This is a genomic window from Rhizobium sp. WYJ-E13 (assembly GCF_018987265.1).
Lineage (GTDB): Bacteria > Pseudomonadota > Alphaproteobacteria > Rhizobiales > Rhizobiaceae > Rhizobium.
In genome coordinates, this window is record NZ_CP076854.1 from 1,033,496 (window position 1) to 1,050,839 (window position 17,344).

Below are 17,344 nucleotides of genomic sequence, written 5' to 3' on the forward strand. Positions count from 1 at the left end.
ATGTTCAAGAAAGTCCTGATCGCAAACCGGGGCGAAATCGCCATCCGGGTCATCAAGACCCTGAGGCGCATGGGAATTGCTTCCGTCGCCGTCTATTCCGATGCCGACCGTTTCGCAAAGCCTGCCGTGATGGCCGATGAAGCTGTTCGCCTCGGCCCGGCGCCGGCCAGCGAAAGCTATCTCAACGTCGATGCCGTGATTGCCGCCTGCAAGGCGACCGGTGCCGAGGCGGTGCATCCCGGCTATGGCTTCCTGTCGGAAAATATCGGCTTTGCCGAGCGTCTGGCCGCTGAAGGCATCGCCTTCATCGGCCCGCGACCCGAGCATCTCTCAGCCTTCGGACTCAAGCACACGGCCCGCGAACTCGCCAAGGCGAGCGGTGTGCCGCTCCTGCCCGGTACCGGCTTGCTATCGAGCACCGACGAAGCACTCTCTGCTGCAGAAGCGATCGGCTATCCTGTCATGCTGAAAAGCACGGCAGGCGGCGGCGGCATCGGCATGCAGCTCTGTGGTGATCCGGAAAGCCTCAAGGCCTCGTTCGAAAGCGTGCAGCGAACCGCGCGGGCGAGCTTCGGTGATGCGCGTGTCTATATCGAACGTTTTGTAGCCGAAGCCCGCCATGTTGAAGTGCAGATCTTCGGCGACGGGAAAGGCACGGTCATCGCGCTCGGCGAGCGCGACTGCTCGCTGCAGCGGCGGAATCAAAAGGTGGTCGAGGAGACCCCTGCCCCCGGTCTTTCCGCAGCAATCCGCGCTCGCCTGCACAAGGCAGCCGTCGATCTCGGTTCGTCGGTCTCCTACGAATCCGCCGGCACCGTCGAATTCATTTACGACCCCGTGCGTGAGGAGTTCTTTTTCCTTGAGGTCAACACTCGCCTGCAGGTCGAGCATCCGGTAACGGAAGCCGTCTTCGGCATAGATCTCGTTGAATGGATGATCCGCCAAGCGGCGGGCGAAGACGTACTCTCCGGCACAGAGACCCTGCAGCCGAAGGGTGCAGCGATCGAGGTGCGCGTCTATGCGGAGATGCCGCATGCAGATTTCCGCCCAAGCGCCGGGCTGCTGACGGAGGTGTCATTCCCTGATGATGCACGTATCGACGGTTGGGTCGAGACGGGCACGGAGGTGACGCCTTTCTACGATCCAATGCTCGCCAAGATCATCGTCTCTGCTCAGGATCGCCCAGCAGCGATCGAGAAGCTGAAGGCCGCGCTTTCGAGCACATCGATATCGGGCATCGAGACCAACCTGGATTACCTTCGCGCCATCGCCGGTTCGGATCTACTCGCCAGCGGCAAGGTGGCAACAACGGCGTTGCGTGACTTTTCCTTCGTACCCGAGGTCATCGAGGTGCTTACGCCGGGCGCGCAGTCGAGTATCCAGGAACTGCCGGGTCGCCTCGGCCTGTGGCATGTCGGCGTGCCGCCGAGCGGTCCGATGGACGAGCGCTCGTTCCGCCATGCCAACCGCCTCGTCGGCAACGGTGATATGGTTGCGGCGCTGGAACTGACGGTTTCCGGTCCGGTGCTGAAATTCCATACCGATACGGTGGTGGCGCTCGCCGGTGCCAGAATGGCAATAAGCGTTGATGGCGCGAAATTGCCGCATGGCGAAGCCGTGATTATCCGCGCCGGCCAGATCCTCTCAATCGGCAGCATCGATGGGCCGGGGCAGCGGGCCTATCTGGCTGTGGCAGGCGGTTTTGCCGCTCCCGCCGTGCTCGGTTCACGCGCCACCTTCGGCCTCGGCCAGTTCGGGGGCAACGCTACAGGTACGCTGAAGACTGGCCATGTACTGCATCTTGCCAGAGAGGTTGCTGTCGGGCCGCCGAAACCGGCGACGGAGCCGGCAGAATTGACCCGTGAATGGGATGTCGGCGTTGTCTATGGCCCGCATGGTGCCCCCGATTTCTTTGAGGACGGCGATATCGAGACGCTGTTTTCGACGAGCTACGAGGTGCATTTCAACAGCGCCCGCACCGGCGTGCGCCTGATCGGCCCGGCGCCGAAATGGGCACGTAGCGACGGTGGAGAGGCAGGCCTTCATCCCTCAAATCTGCATGACAACGCCTATGCCATCGGCGCGATCGATTTTACCGGCGACATGCCGATCATCCTGGGTCCGGACGGACCGAGCCTCGGTGGATTCGTCTGCCCTGCGGTGATCGCCCGCGACGAGCAGTGGAAGATGGGGCAGTTCAAACCGGGCGACCGCATCCGCTTCCATCCCGTTTCACGTTCTGAGGATCCGATTGCCGGCCCGGCGGTGCATCGGGCCAAGGAGGAGGCGGGCACACCGATCGTCGGCCACCGTGACGATGGACCCGTCTCCGTCGTCTACCGCCGGCAGGGTGACGACAACCTGCTGGTCGAGTATGGGCCGATGACGCTCGATATCGCTCTGCGGCTCAGGGTTCATCTCCTGATGCAGGCCGTATCGAAAGCGCGTCTGCCAGGGATTATCGATCTCACGCCAGGCATCCGCTCGCTGCAGATTCACTATGACGGTACGAATTTGACCCGCAAGCGCCTGCTTGGCTTGCTCGCCGAGATCGAGGCGGGCCTGCCGGCAGCCCAGGACGTCAAAGTGCCGAGCCGCATCGTGCATCTGCCGCTATCCTGGAACGATCCGGACGCGGAACTTGCCATGCGCAAGTATCAGGAGCTCGTGCGGCCGAACGCGCCATGGTGCCCGTCCAATATCGAGTTCATCCGCCGCATCAATGGTCTTGCGGATGAACAGGCGGTGCGCGATGTCGTCTTCGATGCCAGCTACCTGGTGCTCGGCCTCGGCGACGTCTATCTCGGCGCGCCGGTCGCCACTCCGATCGATCCGCGCCATCGGCTCGTAACGACCAAATATAATCCGGCCCGCACATGGACACCGGAAAATGCCGTCGGTATCGGCGGCGCCTATATGTGCATCTATGGCATGGAAGGCCCTGGCGGTTACCAGCTCTTCGGCCGCACCATCCAGATGTGGAATACGTGGCGGCAGACGCCGGTCTTTGCCAAGGACAAGCCGTGGCTGCTCGATTACTTCGATCAGATCCGCTTCTTCCCGGTCAGCCACCAGGAGCTGGCGGAAGCCCGCGGCGCCTTCCCGCATGGCGGCTACCCCGTCACGATCGAGGAAACGGAATTCTCCTATGCGGCCTATGAGAGCGAACTGCTGGCGAATACCGCCTCGATCGGCAGCTTCAAGACGAGACAGCAGGCGGCCTTCGATGCCGAGCGCCAACGCTGGAAGGAGGCGGGCCTCGACAGCTTCGTCGCTGACGAAGGCTCAGTCGAAAGCCTGGACGGGGATATTCCCGAGGGATGCTTCGGCGTGGCCAGCGCCGTACCCGGCAATATCTGGAAACTGCTGGTCGAGCCGGGCGTACCGGTCGCGGCCGGCGACACGCTTGCCATCATCGAATCCATGAAAATGGAAATCAACGTCACCGCACATGCGCCGGGCCGTGTCCGCGACCTGCGCGCCGGGCCCGGACGAAACGTCAAAGCGGGCGATATCATTGTTGTTCTGGAGGAATGCTGACCTATGCTGCCGACCATTCTTGATCTGACAAGCCTTCGCGCAGCCTATGAGGCGGGCACAACCCCGCTCGATGTCATCGAGACCGTGATTGCCCGTCGTGCCGCCTCGAAGGATCCGGCAATCTTCATCACGCCGACGCCTGATGACACGTTGCGGGCCGAGGCTCGCGCCCTGATGGAGCGAGCGCCAACGCCAAATAGCCTGCCGCTCTGGGGCATGCCCTTCGCGGTGAAGGACAACATCGACGTGGCGGGGCTGCCGACCACCGCTGCCTGCCCGGCTTTCGCCTATCATCCCGAGAAGGACGCAACTGTCGTTGCACGACTGCGGGCGGCAGGTGCGATCGTGATCGGCAAGACCAATCTCGATCAGTTCGCGACCGGCCTCAATGGTACGCGCTCACCCCATGGAGCGCCACGATCGGTCTTTGACTCCGACTATATCTCCGGCGGTTCGAGCTCCGGTTCGGCGGTGACGGTGGCATCTGGCCTCGCCACCTTCGCACTCGGCACGGATACGGCAGGTTCAGGTCGTGTGCCGGCCGCTTTCAACAATCTCGTCGGCATCAAGCCGACTCCGGGCCTGCTGTCGAATACCGGCGCGGTGCCGGCCTGCAAGAGCGTCGATTGCATCACCATCTTTGCCGCTGTTGTCGGCGACGGCGTCGCAATCCGCAAGATTGCCGAGGGCTTCGATGCCGCCGACGCGTTCTCCAGGCGTGCCAAGCCGGCTTCGCTTCCGGCCGCCGCCCCGCGCGTCGGCGTTCTCGACGGCGCAGAGCGCGAATTCTTCGGCGATGCCAATGTCGAGGCGCTCTACGATCAGGCAATCGACCGGGCCAGAGCGCTCGGCGCGACGATCGTTCCCTTCGATTACGCGCCATTCCGTGAGGCGGCTTCTCTCCTCTATGATGGCCCTTGGGTTGCCGAGCGCCTGGCTGCCGTCGAAGATTTCCTGGCGAGCAATGCCGCCGATTTCGATCCCACGGTCCGCAAGATTATCGAAGGCGCGAAAGGCAAAACCGCTGTCGATGCCTTCAATGGCCGTTACAAGCTCGAAGAGTTGCGGCGCAAGACGGAGGACGAATGGGCAAAGGCCGATCTGCTGCTGCTGCCGACAGCACCGACGACCTATAAAGTCGCCGACATGCAGGCCGACCCGATCGTGCTCAACGGTCGGCTTGGCCGCTACACGAACTTTGTCAATCTGCTCGATTGCGCTGCAATCGCTGTTCCGGCCGGCTTCGGCGACAACGGCCTGCCGGGCGGCGTGACACTGGTTGCGCCAGCCTTCACCGACGATGCGCTGGCTCCCCTTGCCGATGCGCTGCATCGCGCAGCCGCAGCCGGCATGGGTGTCGACCGCACTGCGGCGATGCCTGAGCAGAGCCGTGTCGCCTCGCTGACAGACGACACCATCGCCATCGCCGTAGTCGGCGCGCATCTGACGGGTATGCCGCTCAATCATGAGCTGACAACATTGGGTGGCACATTGGTAAGGGCTTGCCGCACCGCAGGCGATTATCGTCTCTTCGTGCTTCCGAATACTATGCCGCAAAAGCCCGGCCTCGTCCGCGAGCCGGGGTATGACGGGCATGGACTGGAGATCGAGGTCTGGGCGTTGCCGCCGGAGGGCTTCGGCCGTTTCGTTGCAAATATCCCTGCCCCGCTTGGTATCGGCAAGGTGACGCTGGAGGACGGTTCGGGCGTATCGTGCTTTCTCTGTGAATCCCACGCTGTCGACGGAGCCGAGGAGATCACGGCTCTCGGCGGCTGGCGGAACTATATGCGCAGCAAATCGGCCGCTTGAATCGGAGGGGTACGGCAGTGAAATTCATCGTTCGACTGCTGATCAATGGCCTGGCGGCGCGTGCGGGCGCGCTACGAGGTCGACCTGTCATCTTTGTCCGCAGACCGCTCCATGGCCGAGACGGGGCGAAATGATGGCCACCGTGCGAGCAGCGGCGGTACAAGCTTTTCTATGGCTCCGAGCGAGAGCCGCAGCGACGGCCGAGCTTCAATCCGGCCAGGCGTAAATCACCGCAGGACGAGCGACGCCTTTGAGTGGAAAAATGCCGGCTTTCTCGAAACGGCCCGGCGCCTGCAAAACGAAATCGGCGGATGCCAGCAGACTGTGGCCGATTTCGTCGGCGACTTTCTCCATGCGCGCCGCCTCATTGACCGCTCTACCAATGGCGGTGAAGTCAAGGCGGCGGGCCGCGCCGACATTCCCATAAAAGACTTCGCCGACGTGAAGCACGATATCGACAAGCAGCTCCGGCTCCCCCGCTTCCACCCGCCTGCGATTGACGTCGGCATTGGCATCCATTGCAGCACGCGCCGCCGATAGAGCGCGGCCGCATGCCTCAGCCGGGTTGTCGATATCGGCAGGGAAGATGGCAAGCAGACTGTCGCCCATGAATTTCAGGATCTCGCCGCCCTCCTGCTCGACCGGAGCGCCGATCGCCTCGAAGTGTTCGTTGAGCCAGGCAACGATACGTTCGGGCGCATGTTTTTCATTGAGCGAAGTGAAACTCTTGAGATCGGCGAGAAGGATCGCTGCGTAAACCGCCGTACCGTCGCCACGACGGATATGACCGCTCAGGATACGATTGCTGGTCCTGGTGCCCGTATAAACGGCCAGCACATCCGCCGCGACACGCGTGGTGGCGATGCGGCAACAGGCAAGCGACAGCGCCGGCACCAACCTCTCCAGATCGGCTATAAGCCTGTCCGAAAAGCCCCCGGGGACATCAACGGCGATCGAGAAGCTGACGCCCGCCAGCGCAGTATCGCCGGGGAATGCAACGAGCTTCGTCAGATAATCGGTCGCTCCGAGCTCCGCCAGCTCAGTCAGGAGAGGAATCGGCGGAGCATCCGGTCCCGGCGGCAATCGCCAGCGGGCAAATTGCAGGTTATTCTCCAAGAGATAGGAGATGGGAGAGCGCCGGAACAATTCCTGACCCGCCTCATCATACCCTTGAACCTCGGTCGAGAAGCCGGAAGAGCGATACCAGGCAACCGAAAATCCCCGTTGCAGGGGGTCGATCGACGGCATCGCGATCGAGGCACGGAGGATCGGATATCCGAGATCCGTCAGCCGTTCCGCAACACCTTGCAAAATGGTCTCGATCGTATCCGTCGATAGTCCTTCGGCGATGATCCAATCGATCAGGTCCTGCAAGCGAGGCATGGTCACATCCTTTGGTCCCCGAATTTGTGGAGGTTTGTCCTTCTACTCCAATTTCGTCGTTGGTCCATTGGCCGTGTCATTCCCAGGCAAGGATGGCGCCGTTGCAAAAAATTCGACACTCACGTCGATTGAGGTAAGATGCATGGAACAAAATTGCCGCAGCCGCGTCATACTTCTCTTGGACACCCAAGAGCCTGTTATCGCCCTAACAAGAAGCACAACCCACTTCGAGGAAGGAAAGGAATCTGTCTATGACCGTACGGACTGTTGATGTTGTGCCGCATGACGATCACGTGGTTACGGCCAAAGAGGCCCTGGAGGGACTTTATCTCAGGCTCGAAATGGAGGCAGAGGTTCGGCTCGTCGCCGCGGCGTTGCGTGCCGGCTGGACGGCAGACGAAGCGCTTGACGCAATCGACCAGCTCCGTGCCGACGATACGAAGCATTGAGGCTTGCTGCGCAGAACATCGCTGGCCGCGGCCGCGAAAATCGGCAGCCGCGGCTTATCGGCGTGCCTAGACGGCCACCAGATGCCCCGGTGATATCTCACGGTATTCAAGCGGCTTGATCTTGTAATCGACAGGCCGGATTGGGCTCTTGATCTCGTCATTGGCGACAATCCGCTTTTCGCGGCGGCGATCGGGATCGGGAACCGGGACGGCCGACATCAGCTTCTTGGTGTAGTCATGCTGCGGGTTGCCGAAGACGGCCGCCCGTGGGCCGATTTCGACGATTTCGCCGAGATACATGACGGCAACGCGATGGCTGACGCGCTCGACGACCGCCATATCGTGCGAAATGAACAGGAAGGCGAGGTTCAGGCTCTGCTGCAGATCGAGCATCAGGTTGATGACCTGCGCCTTGATCGACACGTCGAGTGCGGAAACGCTTTCATCTGCCACGATGACTTTCGGTTCCAATGCAAGCGCACGTGCAATGCAGATACGCTGACGCTGGCCGCCGGAGAATTCATGCGGGAAGCGCGAGGCCATGTCGGGCGTCAGGCCGACCTTGGTAAGGAGGTCCGCGACGCGCTCCTTCGCCTGCTTGCCGGTCCCCATCCTGTGCTCCAGATAGGGCTCGGCAATGGCATCGCCGACGCGGATGCGCGGATTGAGGCTGGCGAAGGGATCCTGGAAGATCATTTGCACGGTCTTACGCATCTCGCGCATACCCGCCTTGTCGAGCGCCAGCACATCCTTGCCATCGGCAATGACGGAACCGCTCTGCGCCTCGATCAACCGCATGATCGCACGCCCGGTTGTCGATTTGCCGCAGCCGGACTCACCGACGAGCGACAGCGTCTCGCCAGCATGGAGATCAAAGGACACGTTCTCGACCGCATGGACACGACCGGTCAACTTGCCGAACAGGCCGGAATGAATGTCGAAGCGCTTGGTGAGGTTCTTGACCTCCAACACGGGACGGGATGCCGCGGCAACCGTGTCGGCCGTCTCGACCGGACTGTTCGATTCCCCGGTCGCCGTATTGACCACGGGAAAGCGCAATGGCCGCTCGTAACCCTGCATGGAACCGAGAACCGGCACGGCCGACAGCAGGGCGCGGGTGTAGGGATGCTTGCCGCGATGGAAGATATCCGCCGTTGCTCCCGTCTCTACCTGCTCGCCGCGATACATGACGACGGTGCGGTCGGCGATCTCGGCCACGACGCCCATGTCATGGGTGATGAACAGGACCGACGTGCCCTCTTCCTCCTGCAGCATCTTGATCAGATCGAGGATCTGGCCCTGGATCGTTACGTCGAGCGCCGTCGTCGGCTCGTCCGCTATCAAAAGCTTCGGCCGTGAGGCGAGCGCCATGGCAATCATAACGCGCTGGCGCATGCCGCCGGAGAAGCGATGAGGATATTCATCAAAGCGGGAGGCGGCCGAGGGGATCCGCACCTTTTCGAGCAGGCGGATCGTCTCGGCCCGGGCTTCGGTCTTCGACATCGACCTGTGGCAGAGCAAGGCCTCGGAAATCTGGTCGCCGATCGTGAAGAGCGGATTGAGGCTCGTCATCGGCTCCTGGAAGATCATCGCGACGTCGTTGCCACGGACCTTGCGCATCTGATCTTCGGCCAAGCCGAGAAGATCACGGCCGCCGAGCATGATCTTGCCTTCGATGCGGCTCGAATCCGCCTGCAACAGACGCATGATCGACAGCGAGGTTACACTCTTGCCGGAGCCGCTTTCACCGACGATGGCGACCGTCTCGCCCGGTGCTACGTCGAAGGAGACATTGCAAACGACAGGCTTCCAGGCGCCATCGACCAGAAACGATGTCGTCAGATTCCGGACGGCGAGAACCGGCTCCGCCGTTGTGATGGATTGTGCCTGGATGCCTGTCATGATCGCTTCCTCAACTTTCCCGGAACGTCCAGATCAATCCGGCCACTTCAGCACACCGTCGAAGCGGCGCTTGCTGCGGTTTTCAAACGGCGTTGCGATGATCTCGTTGGAGGCGCGCGCCTTGTCGAGTTCTTCGGCCAGACGGCTTGCGACGATCTTCTCTTGACCCGGATGCAGGTTGCAGGGATCGAGATAGAAGTAGCGGTGCTCGACTTCATGGTCGCGCACGATGATCGGCGGAGAACCGCGGCCGAGCGCATCGGCGAGATCCCAGGCGGTGATGTGCGCTTCATCGGTGTCGATGATCACGCGCATGCGATCGAGTGGGTTGTTGGTCGGGTCCGGCTCGATCAAAGCGGTCACGCCGGGGCGCCCGTCCAGCGTCTGTTTCCACAGATTGAGATAGTTCGTCTCACGCTCGCGAATGCCGGCATGGTCGCGCTTTTCCCAGGCCTCCAGCGCCGCCATGACGCCGAAGATGCTTTCCTTGCCGACTTTCATGCCGCGGCCGATGCCCATGTTTTGCAGGAAGGCATTGCGCACCAGTTCCTTCTTGCCGGCGACGATGCCCGAGGTCGGACCGCCCAGGAACTTGTGTCCGGAATAGAGCGCCACATCGGCGCCCTGCTCCAAGAAGATCTTCAGATCATATTCCGAAGCAGCATCGACGATGACGGGGACGCCCCTGGCATGGGCGATCTCGACAAATTCCTTGAGGTTCAGAAGGCCGTAATCGACGACATGGTGCGATACGACATAGATGGCCGCGGCCGTCTTTTCGGTAATCGCATGCTCCATGTGGAAGCGGTGCGTAGAGGTCGCCTGACCGACCAGCACCACCTTGCCGCCAGCAAGGCGGATCGCCTGATCGACCGGCGCACCGTAGCTGACGACGTGGCCCATCTGGACGAGAACCTCGTTCTTTTCCGGGACGATATCCGGCAGCTTTTCGATGGCGAGGAGATTGTTTCCGGTGATCGCGCCGGCCACAGCAAGCGAAATCCCAGCGGAACAGGATGCAGTCACAAAGCCGGCTTCGCCGCCCGTCAGCCGCGCGATGATGGCGCTCGCCTTGCGCTGCAGATCGTTGATCTCGACAAACTGCGGCAGGATCGACGACATGGCAGCAACGGCTTCGGGAACGACGATCGATGCGCCGAGGCTCGTCATGGTGCCGGAAACGTTGATGACCGGGCGAAGACCGATCGATGTGCGGATGTCCTCAGACATGGGTGTCTCCAATTTCAATCTGTTGGGCCGAAACGATCACCGCATCCTCATTAATCCCTGAGCGCGACAATGGCTTCGATCTCGACGGTGATGTTTCCTGGTAGTGAACCGAAGCCGACGGCCGAGCGGGCATGAGGTCCGACCTCTTCGCCGAACACGTCGATCAAGAGATCCGAGCAGCCGTTGATGACGGCGGGATGATCGAGGAAATCCGGCACGGCATTGACCATGCCGAGCAGCTTGACGACACGCTTGACGCGGGAAAGATCGCCGATCGCCTCATGCATGACGGAAAGTAGATTGATGCCGGTCATCCGGGCGTGGCGGTAGGCGGCCTCGACGTCGACCTCGGCACCAACCTTGCCGACATGCATGAATCCATCAGCCTCGCGCGGCCCCTGCCCCGACAGGTAGAGCATGTTACCCTCCTGCACATGGGTGACGAAATTGGCAATCGGCGGCGGCGAGGCCGGAAGCGTAATGCCAAGCGCAGCAAGCCGCTCATAGGGCGACATGCTGATGGTGCCGGCGGTAGCGGGAGACTGGTTCACGCAAACTCCTGTCATGCGATTTCTTTTATGCTCTGCTTATCGGTAAGAATAACCGTGGCTGTGGCGCACCAGCTTGCGGGCGCGTGGCACATAACGGCTGGAGGTGAAGGCCTCGTTGCCGATCACCGCATGACGCGGCTCGAAGAGCTTCTTCAGCACCGAGACGTCGCCATTGGAATCGGTCGCCTCCAGATCGGAATCGACGAGATCGAAGACCGTGAACTCAGCCTGTGCGCCGACGGATAGACGGTCGTCCATCGACAGCTTGATGACCGAGGCCGGTGCATGGGTGACGGCATCGATCACCTTGTCGAAGGGCATGCCGACCGAGAGCAGCTTCGACATGGTCGTTGCCAGATCCCAGACCGGGAAGTTCATCGAATGGCCATGCAGGTCGGTGGAAATCGAGAAGGGCAGCAGGCCGCGGGCGATTGCCGCTTCCGCCACCTTGAAGGAAAAGGAGGCGCCGCCATGGCCGATGTCGAGACGGATGCCTTCGGATGCACAGCGTTCGGCGAGATTGAAGAGATCTTCGTCCTCCATGATGCTCGAACCCGCCTTGCCGTTGAAGCAATGGGTGACGACATCGCCGGGACCGAGGATTTCCAGCACCTCGTCATAAAGTGCCGGCGGTTCGCCGACATGCACCATCATCGGCACTTTGAGGATCTTGGCGATCTTCTTGCCGAGCTTGACGGGGGTGACGCCCCAGGAGCCGGTGATCACGTGGCTGGCGCGCACCTTGATGCCGACGATATGCTCGCTGTTTTCTGCATAACATTCGAGGATGCGGTCGAGGTCGATATCCCTGATGTCACGCAGTTCGGCGACACGGTTGCAGGCCACCAGGCCGATGGAACCGAGATTGAGGAAAGCTTTGATGCGCTCCTTCGACGGCTCGATGATATATTCACGGAAGCCGTGGAAGTTGGCTTCACCGGCAGAGCCGGCATCGACCAGCGTCGTCACGCCCCGTTGAAGACCACATTCTGACGGGCGGATCGAGATATCGGTGCCGCCATGCCAGATATGCACATGCAGGTCGATCCAGCCGGGCGAGACGAAGGCGCCATTGCCGTCTATTCGGGCTACGTCGTCAGCAACCGAAAGCTGCGGACCGAGCCTGGCGATCTTGCCATCGGCACCCACAAGGATATCAATCGCCCCATCAGGCGTGCCAGCACCGAAGCCGACAGGCTTCACATTGGTGAGGAGGAGCGGCTTGCCCGCCGTTTCACCGGTCATTCAAAGGTCCTTTCGAAGTTTGGGATCGAGCATGTCACGCAGACCGTCACCGACCATCTGCAGCGAAAGCACGGAAAGAATGATAGCGACACCTGGAAACAGCGTCATCCAGTCGGCCTGGCCGATATATTGGCGACCGGCGGCAATCATAGTGCCCCAGGTCGGGATTTCCGGGCTGACGCCGAGGCCGAGGAAAGACAGGCCGGCCTCGGCGAGCATCGCGCTCGCAAAGAGGAACGTCGCCTGCACCAGGATCGGCGAGAGCAGGTTCCTCAGCACATGACGCGTCATGATATGGAAGGTCGAAATGCCAAGCGCTTGAGCCGCCTCGACATAGGGCAGTTCACGGATCACGAGAGTCGAGGCCCGAACGATGCGGGCAAGACGTGGCGCATAGACGATCGACAGCGCAATGATGACTGTCGTCAGCGACGGGCCAAGAGCCGCGACAAGTGCGATCGCCAGCAGAATGTCGGGGAAAGCCATCATTGCGTCGATCAGCCGGGCAATCGGCGTATCGAGGTTCTTGAAAAAGCCGGCAAGCAGGCCGAGCGTGATACCGATCACAGCCGACAGTGCCACGACCGCAGCTCCGACCAGCAGTGACAGGCGACCGGCAAAGATGGTGCGCGACAGCACGTCCCGGCCAAACTCATCCGTACCGAAGAAGTAGGTTCCGCTCGGCGGCTTCAGCCGGTTGACGATCGAAAGCTTCGACGGCGAATAGGGAGCAACCCATGGCGCGAGGACCGCCAGCAGCACGAAAATCACAAGGACGAGGACGCCGATAGCGACGGTCTTGCGCTTCAGGAAGCGGCTCAGGAATTTGCGGCCTTCGCTTTCGGCCGGTTTGATCGCGATATCCGTCATCAGTAGCGCACCCTCGGATCAACGAGCAGATAGAGCATGTCGATCGCAAAATTGATCAGCACGTAGAGCGCTGCAATCACCAGAAGCGCCCCTTGAATGACCGGGTAGTCGCGGCGCAGAACGGCTGATACGACGAGATTGCCGACGCCCGGCAGACCGAAGACAGTCTCGGTAACGACTGCACCTGGGATCAGCACGGCAGCAGTCAGACCGAGAACCGTGAGGATCGGTATCAGTGCATTTTTCAGGGCATGTTTGAGGATTACCCGGCGCTCGATCAGGCCCTTGGCCCGAGCGGTCCGGATATAATCGTCGCCGAGAACATCGAGCATCGAGGCGCGCGTAAAGCGCAGGATGAGCGCTGAGGAGACGATGCCGAGCGCGAAGGCAGGCAGCGTCAGGTGGTACATGCGCTCGAGAAAGGTCGAACCCGGTCCGCCATATCCTGACACCGGGAAAAGGCCAAAGCGCACGGCAAAGACCTGCATGAGAATGAGACCGAGCCAGAAACTCGGAATGCTTGCTGCAAACATCGCAAGCGTCGTTGCCGCCTGGTCGACGAAGGAGCCACGACGGTAGGCGGCATAGATGCCGATCGGCAGCGCGATGAGGCTGGCGATGACCAGCGAGAAAATCGTCAGGAAGAAAGTCGGTTCGGCGCGATCGAGCAATGCCGAGGTCACCGGCATGTTCAGGAAGATCGACTGTCCGAGATCACCCTTCAGCAACTGGCTGATATAATAGAGATATTGCACGCCGATGGACCGGTCGAGACCAAGGCTGGCGCGCAGATCGGCAATATCCTGCGGCGTCGCATCTGGGCCGAGCATGACGGCTGCCGGATCGCCGGGTGTGACGCGCACGATGACGAAGACGATCGTGACGACGAGGAACATCACGACGATCATGCCAAGCAGGCGCTGGAGAATGTAACGTATCATGAAGTCTATCCCGGTACCGGGGCGGGCACAATGGAAGAAGGATACCGATGCGGGCGCACCGGTATCCCGCAATGGAGCGTTACTTCTTGATGGACGCGTTCCAGAAGTACGGCCACGGAGCCGGATCGACGCCTTCAAGCTTGGTCGACTTGGCCGAGACGGCATTGAAATCGCCGATCTTCATGTAGGGCAACTCGTCATACATGGCCTTTTGAACGTCGGCCCACAGTGCAATGCGCTTCTGTGGATCGACCTCGGACGTGAAGGCATCGACGACGGTCTTGCGTGCCGGTGTATCCCACCAGCCGGGCGAGCTCGGAGACAGAGAACCGATCAACGCCGGTTCTGGCAGGAAGGGGCTGTGGGTGATGTAGATATCCCAGAGCTTCGGATCGGTGCGGCGCTGCGTCAGCGTTGCCCAGTCGACGACCTGCAGGTCGACGGCAAAGCCGGCTGTCTTCAGGTATTCGGCGGCGACCTGCGCCATCTTGTAGTGGAATTCGTACTGGCGGCTGGTCAGAATGCGGATCGGCTCGCCATTGTAGCCGGCCTTCTTGGCCGCTTCGGCGGCGCCTTCGGGGTCCGCGACATTATAATTGCCTTCGACACCTGCGTTGGTATTCCAGACGTACGGCTTGGGATAGATGTCGCCGTCGAGCGTGTAGAAATCCGTGCTGCCGAAAGCGGCGGCGAGCATGTCTTCCATGCTGAGTGCCTGGCGGATGGCCTTGCGGACCTCGACGTTCTTGGCAAGGCCTTCCTTCGTATTGAAGACAAAGACCGGATAGCCGAAAGGCTTCAGGATAACCGGCTGCGATGCGCTCGAAGCTTTCAGCTTGTCGAAGGATTCAACCGGGATCGAGTCGACGTAATCATACTGGCCGGAAACGGCAGCCTCGACGCGCGTGTTCGGATCTGGAACCGGCACGAAGCGGATTTCGTCGAGATATTGGTGGCGGGCACCGCCATAACCGTCGCTCTCACCTTCGCGCGACTTGTAGCCGTCGAAACGGACGAGCTGGATGTATTGGTCCGCCTTGCGTTCCTTCAGCATATAAGGGCCGGTGCCGATGAATTCCTTCATCGGTTCATCCTGCTTCTCGGACGGGATGATGATGGCGGCGGAGTTGTTGAAGGCGAGCAACGAGGTCAGCGGCGCATAGGGCTGCTTCAGCGCGATCTTCACCGTTGCCGGATCGACTGATGTAATGGAGTCGATAAAGCCTGCAACCTGCTTGCCGCGCGAGGCGATCTTCATCCAGCGGTTCAGCGAGGCAACGACGTCTTCCGAGGTCATGTCGGAGTTGTCGTGGAACTTGATGCCGGTGCGAAGCTTGATCGTATAGGTCTTACCATCCGCGCTGATCTCCGGCAGGCTTTCAGCCAGAAGCGGCGTGACGTTCCAGTTTTTGTCGAACGTGTAGAGCGTTTCGAAAATGTGCTGCGTGACGATACCGACGAGGTCGGCGGTAGAGGACATCGGATCAAGCGTCGGCGGCTCGCCGATCGTCGCGACGTTGATCACGCCGCCCTTTTCCTGAGCCATCAGGGTTGTCGGCAAAGCGACCAGCGCAGTGCCGAGAAGGAATGCGACAAAAGTCTTCATTTCATGCTCCCGGTTTAATGTTCCGCAATTATGTTATATCGATTTTTATAATAGAATATCGACGGGAGTGACCTTGTCAATCGAGAAAGTCGCTTCGTCGGCGGAAAGGAGTAGACCGCGTCCCGTTGAGACGACTTCACATTTATCATTGAAAGAGGAGCCAACATCTTTGATCCAAAATCAAAGCGCGCTACTAACGGAATAGGTGGCCAATGAAGTGACAAAACGATGCGCGCCGTCTGCCAGTGTTGTCACCCTCGGAATTACTTGCCCCTGCTGCAGCGACATGAATAAGGCAAAAGTTGTGGCTCACGTCGAACATCGCTCCCCGAAAGATTCAACCATGAATTACGAGCGGCGCGGAAAGCACATCTTGGGTTTTTAATTACTCCGGCCTACTTCGGATGAGGTATATCACATCAGACTAAAGTCCGTGTTCCGCAGCGCACAAAAAGGCTAAACAGCCTTGTTGCTTGTAATCGAGGACATTGTAGGTGCGTTGAAAGCGATCCTCTAACACGGCTGACTAGATGGAGTTTCACCTCGCTAGCGCTCCGATTGCAGATCAAAGCGCGGCAACATCGAAGGCAACTTTCCTCGTTTAAGCCGTTGATCGTCGCGCCCGGCGCGGTGAAGGGCCGGAAATACCGACTGGGTAATTCTAATACAAATTTACTACAATTATTGCCATTAACGACAGATCTTAAGCCTGAATTCTTGAAAAACGCCGCAGTTATTGACGAGTTTACTTAATTACAACTACCCTAATATGAGCAAGATAAAACATGCGATCCGCAGGAGAAGTCATGAAGAAAGTGCTTGTAGCAGGCGGTGCCGGTTTTCTCGGATCACATCTGTGCGATAGACTTTTAAATCGCACGGACGTCGAAAAGCTTGTCGTCGTCGACAATCTTTGGACTGGGCTTGAGGCGAATATTTCCCATATCCGAGACCCCCGCTTCCAGTTTGTGCAATCCGATGTTGAAAACCTTCAGACGTCGGACAAATTTGACGAAGTATACCACCTTGCCTCTCCGGCCTCGCCGCCGTGGTACATGAAGGAACCCAAGAGAACCATTTCGGCAAACCTTATCGGAGCGTTCCGTCTTCTAGACCTTCTGAAAAAAGGAGGACGCTTCTGTTTCACCTCGTCCTCGGAAGTCTATGGCGACCCCCTCGTCTCGCCGCAGCCGGAGTCCTATAAGGGCCAGGTCGATTGCACCGGGCCACGCTCATCTTACGATGAAAGTAAACGCTGCACGGAGTCCTTGCTGTTCGAGATGCAGCGCACACAAGGCCTGGACGTTAAAATCGTTCGACCCTTCAACGTATACGGACCGAGGACCCGACCAGACGACGGCCGGGCCGTCTCCAATTTCGTCGCACAGGCCCTGACCGGCCGCCCCATTACGGTGTTCGGGGATGGTCTCCAATCCCGAAGCTGGGGCTATGTCGATGACATCATTGACGGCTTCGCACGTTATTTCTGGATGAACGAAACGGACTATAGAGGGCCGCTTAACGTCGGGAACGATCGGGAGATCGCAGTCCTGGAAGTGGCTCAGTATGTTTCGCGCCTGATGGGCGGCATTCCGATCGTCTTCGAGCCGTCACCGCCGCACGATCCAACAAACAGACGGCCAGATCTGGCGAATGCAAACTACGTGATGCCCGAATGGTCGTGCACGATTAGCTATGAGGAAGGCGTTGCAAAGACTCTCGACTGGTTCAGGCAGGACATGAAAGTCACTGCGGCGGAGGTGGCCGAGGCGGGCTCCCGCCGGTTGGCCAAGGCAGGACGCTAAACAGTCCCGGCAT

At 60.1% G+C, this 17,344-nt stretch carries 12 protein-coding genes; 4 read left to right on the top strand and 8 right to left on the bottom strand.

Annotation, left to right across the window (positions count from 1 at the left end):
• Together uca and atzF are read left to right on the top strand one after the other, a co-directional pair.
• The gene (uca, locus tag KQ933_RS26300; RefSeq protein WP_216760730.1) at positions 1-3,540 is read left to right on the top strand and encodes an urea carboxylase; all 3,540 of its coding nucleotides are present in this window, start codon (positions 1-3) and stop codon (positions 3,538-3,540) included.
• 3 nt (positions 3,541-3,543) lie between these two features.
• The gene (gene atzF / locus KQ933_RS26305; RefSeq protein WP_216760731.1) at positions 3,544-5,349 is read left to right on the top strand and encodes an allophanate hydrolase; all 1,806 of its coding nucleotides are present in this window, start codon (positions 3,544-3,546) and stop codon (positions 5,347-5,349) included.
• A gap of 207 nt (positions 5,350-5,556) precedes the next feature.
• Here the strand turns inward: atzF and KQ933_RS26310 are convergent, their stop codons facing one another.
• Positions 5,557-6,732 carry an adenylate/guanylate cyclase domain-containing protein gene (locus tag KQ933_RS26310; RefSeq protein ID WP_216760732.1) on the bottom strand — a complete coding sequence of 392 codons (1,176 nt, stop codon included), beginning with the start codon at positions 6,730-6,732 and terminating at the stop codon, positions 5,557-5,559.
• Between the two features lie 251 nt (positions 6,733-6,983).
• On the opposite strand from KQ933_RS26310, the gene KQ933_RS26315 reads away from it, so the two are divergent.
• Positions 6,984-7,181, top strand: coding sequence for a hypothetical protein (locus KQ933_RS26315; protein WP_183799326.1), 198 nt, complete (start codon positions 6,984-6,986; stop codon positions 7,179-7,181).
• A 66-nt stretch (positions 7,182-7,247) separates the two neighbouring features.
• Here KQ933_RS26315 and KQ933_RS26320 read toward each other — a convergent pair whose 3' ends face one another.
• The 7 genes from KQ933_RS26320 to KQ933_RS26350 all read right to left on the bottom strand — a co-directional run bounded on the left by KQ933_RS26320 (position 7,248) and on the right by KQ933_RS26350 (position 15,526).
• Positions 7,248-9,083 (bottom strand): ABC transporter ATP-binding protein, encoded by a 1,836-nt coding sequence (locus KQ933_RS26320; RefSeq protein ID WP_216760733.1) that lies wholly within the window; start codon positions 9,081-9,083, stop codon positions 7,248-7,250.
• 33 nt (positions 9,084-9,116) lie between these two features.
• Positions 9,117-10,313, bottom strand: coding sequence for an aminotransferase class V-fold PLP-dependent enzyme (locus KQ933_RS26325; RefSeq protein WP_216760734.1), 1,197 nt, complete (start codon positions 10,311-10,313; stop codon positions 9,117-9,119).
• A 50-nt stretch (positions 10,314-10,363) separates the two neighbouring features.
• The gene (locus KQ933_RS26330; RefSeq protein ID WP_216760735.1) at positions 10,364-10,879 is read right to left on the bottom strand and encodes a RidA family protein; all 516 of its coding nucleotides are present in this window, start codon (positions 10,877-10,879) and stop codon (positions 10,364-10,366) included.
• Between the two features lie 21 nt (positions 10,880-10,900).
• The gene (locus KQ933_RS26335) at positions 10,901-12,109 is read right to left on the bottom strand and encodes an amidohydrolase/deacetylase family metallohydrolase (protein WP_216760736.1); all 1,209 of its coding nucleotides are present in this window, start codon (positions 12,107-12,109) and stop codon (positions 10,901-10,903) included.
• A complete protein-coding gene (locus tag KQ933_RS26340) occupies positions 12,110-12,979 on the bottom strand; it encodes an ABC transporter permease (RefSeq protein WP_216760737.1) in 870 nt (289 codons plus the stop codon).
• Positions 12,979-13,920: an ABC transporter permease gene (locus tag KQ933_RS26345; RefSeq protein ID WP_216760738.1), complete on the bottom strand. Its 942-nt coding sequence runs from the start codon at positions 13,918-13,920 to the stop codon at positions 12,979-12,981. The genes KQ933_RS26340 and KQ933_RS26345 overlap by 1 nt, the downstream gene beginning before the upstream one ends.
• A gap of 79 nt (positions 13,921-13,999) precedes the next feature.
• Positions 14,000-15,526 carry an ABC transporter substrate-binding protein gene (locus tag KQ933_RS26350; RefSeq protein ID WP_216760739.1) on the bottom strand — a complete coding sequence of 509 codons (1,527 nt, stop codon included), beginning with the start codon at positions 15,524-15,526 and terminating at the stop codon, positions 14,000-14,002.
• Between the two features lie 806 nt (positions 15,527-16,332).
• Between KQ933_RS26350 and KQ933_RS26355 the strand changes: the two genes are divergently transcribed.
• Positions 16,333-17,331 carry an NAD-dependent epimerase/dehydratase family protein gene (locus tag KQ933_RS26355; RefSeq protein ID WP_216760740.1) on the top strand — a complete coding sequence of 333 codons (999 nt, stop codon included), beginning with the start codon at positions 16,333-16,335 and terminating at the stop codon, positions 17,329-17,331.
• Positions 17,332-17,344 lie beyond the last annotated feature (13 nt).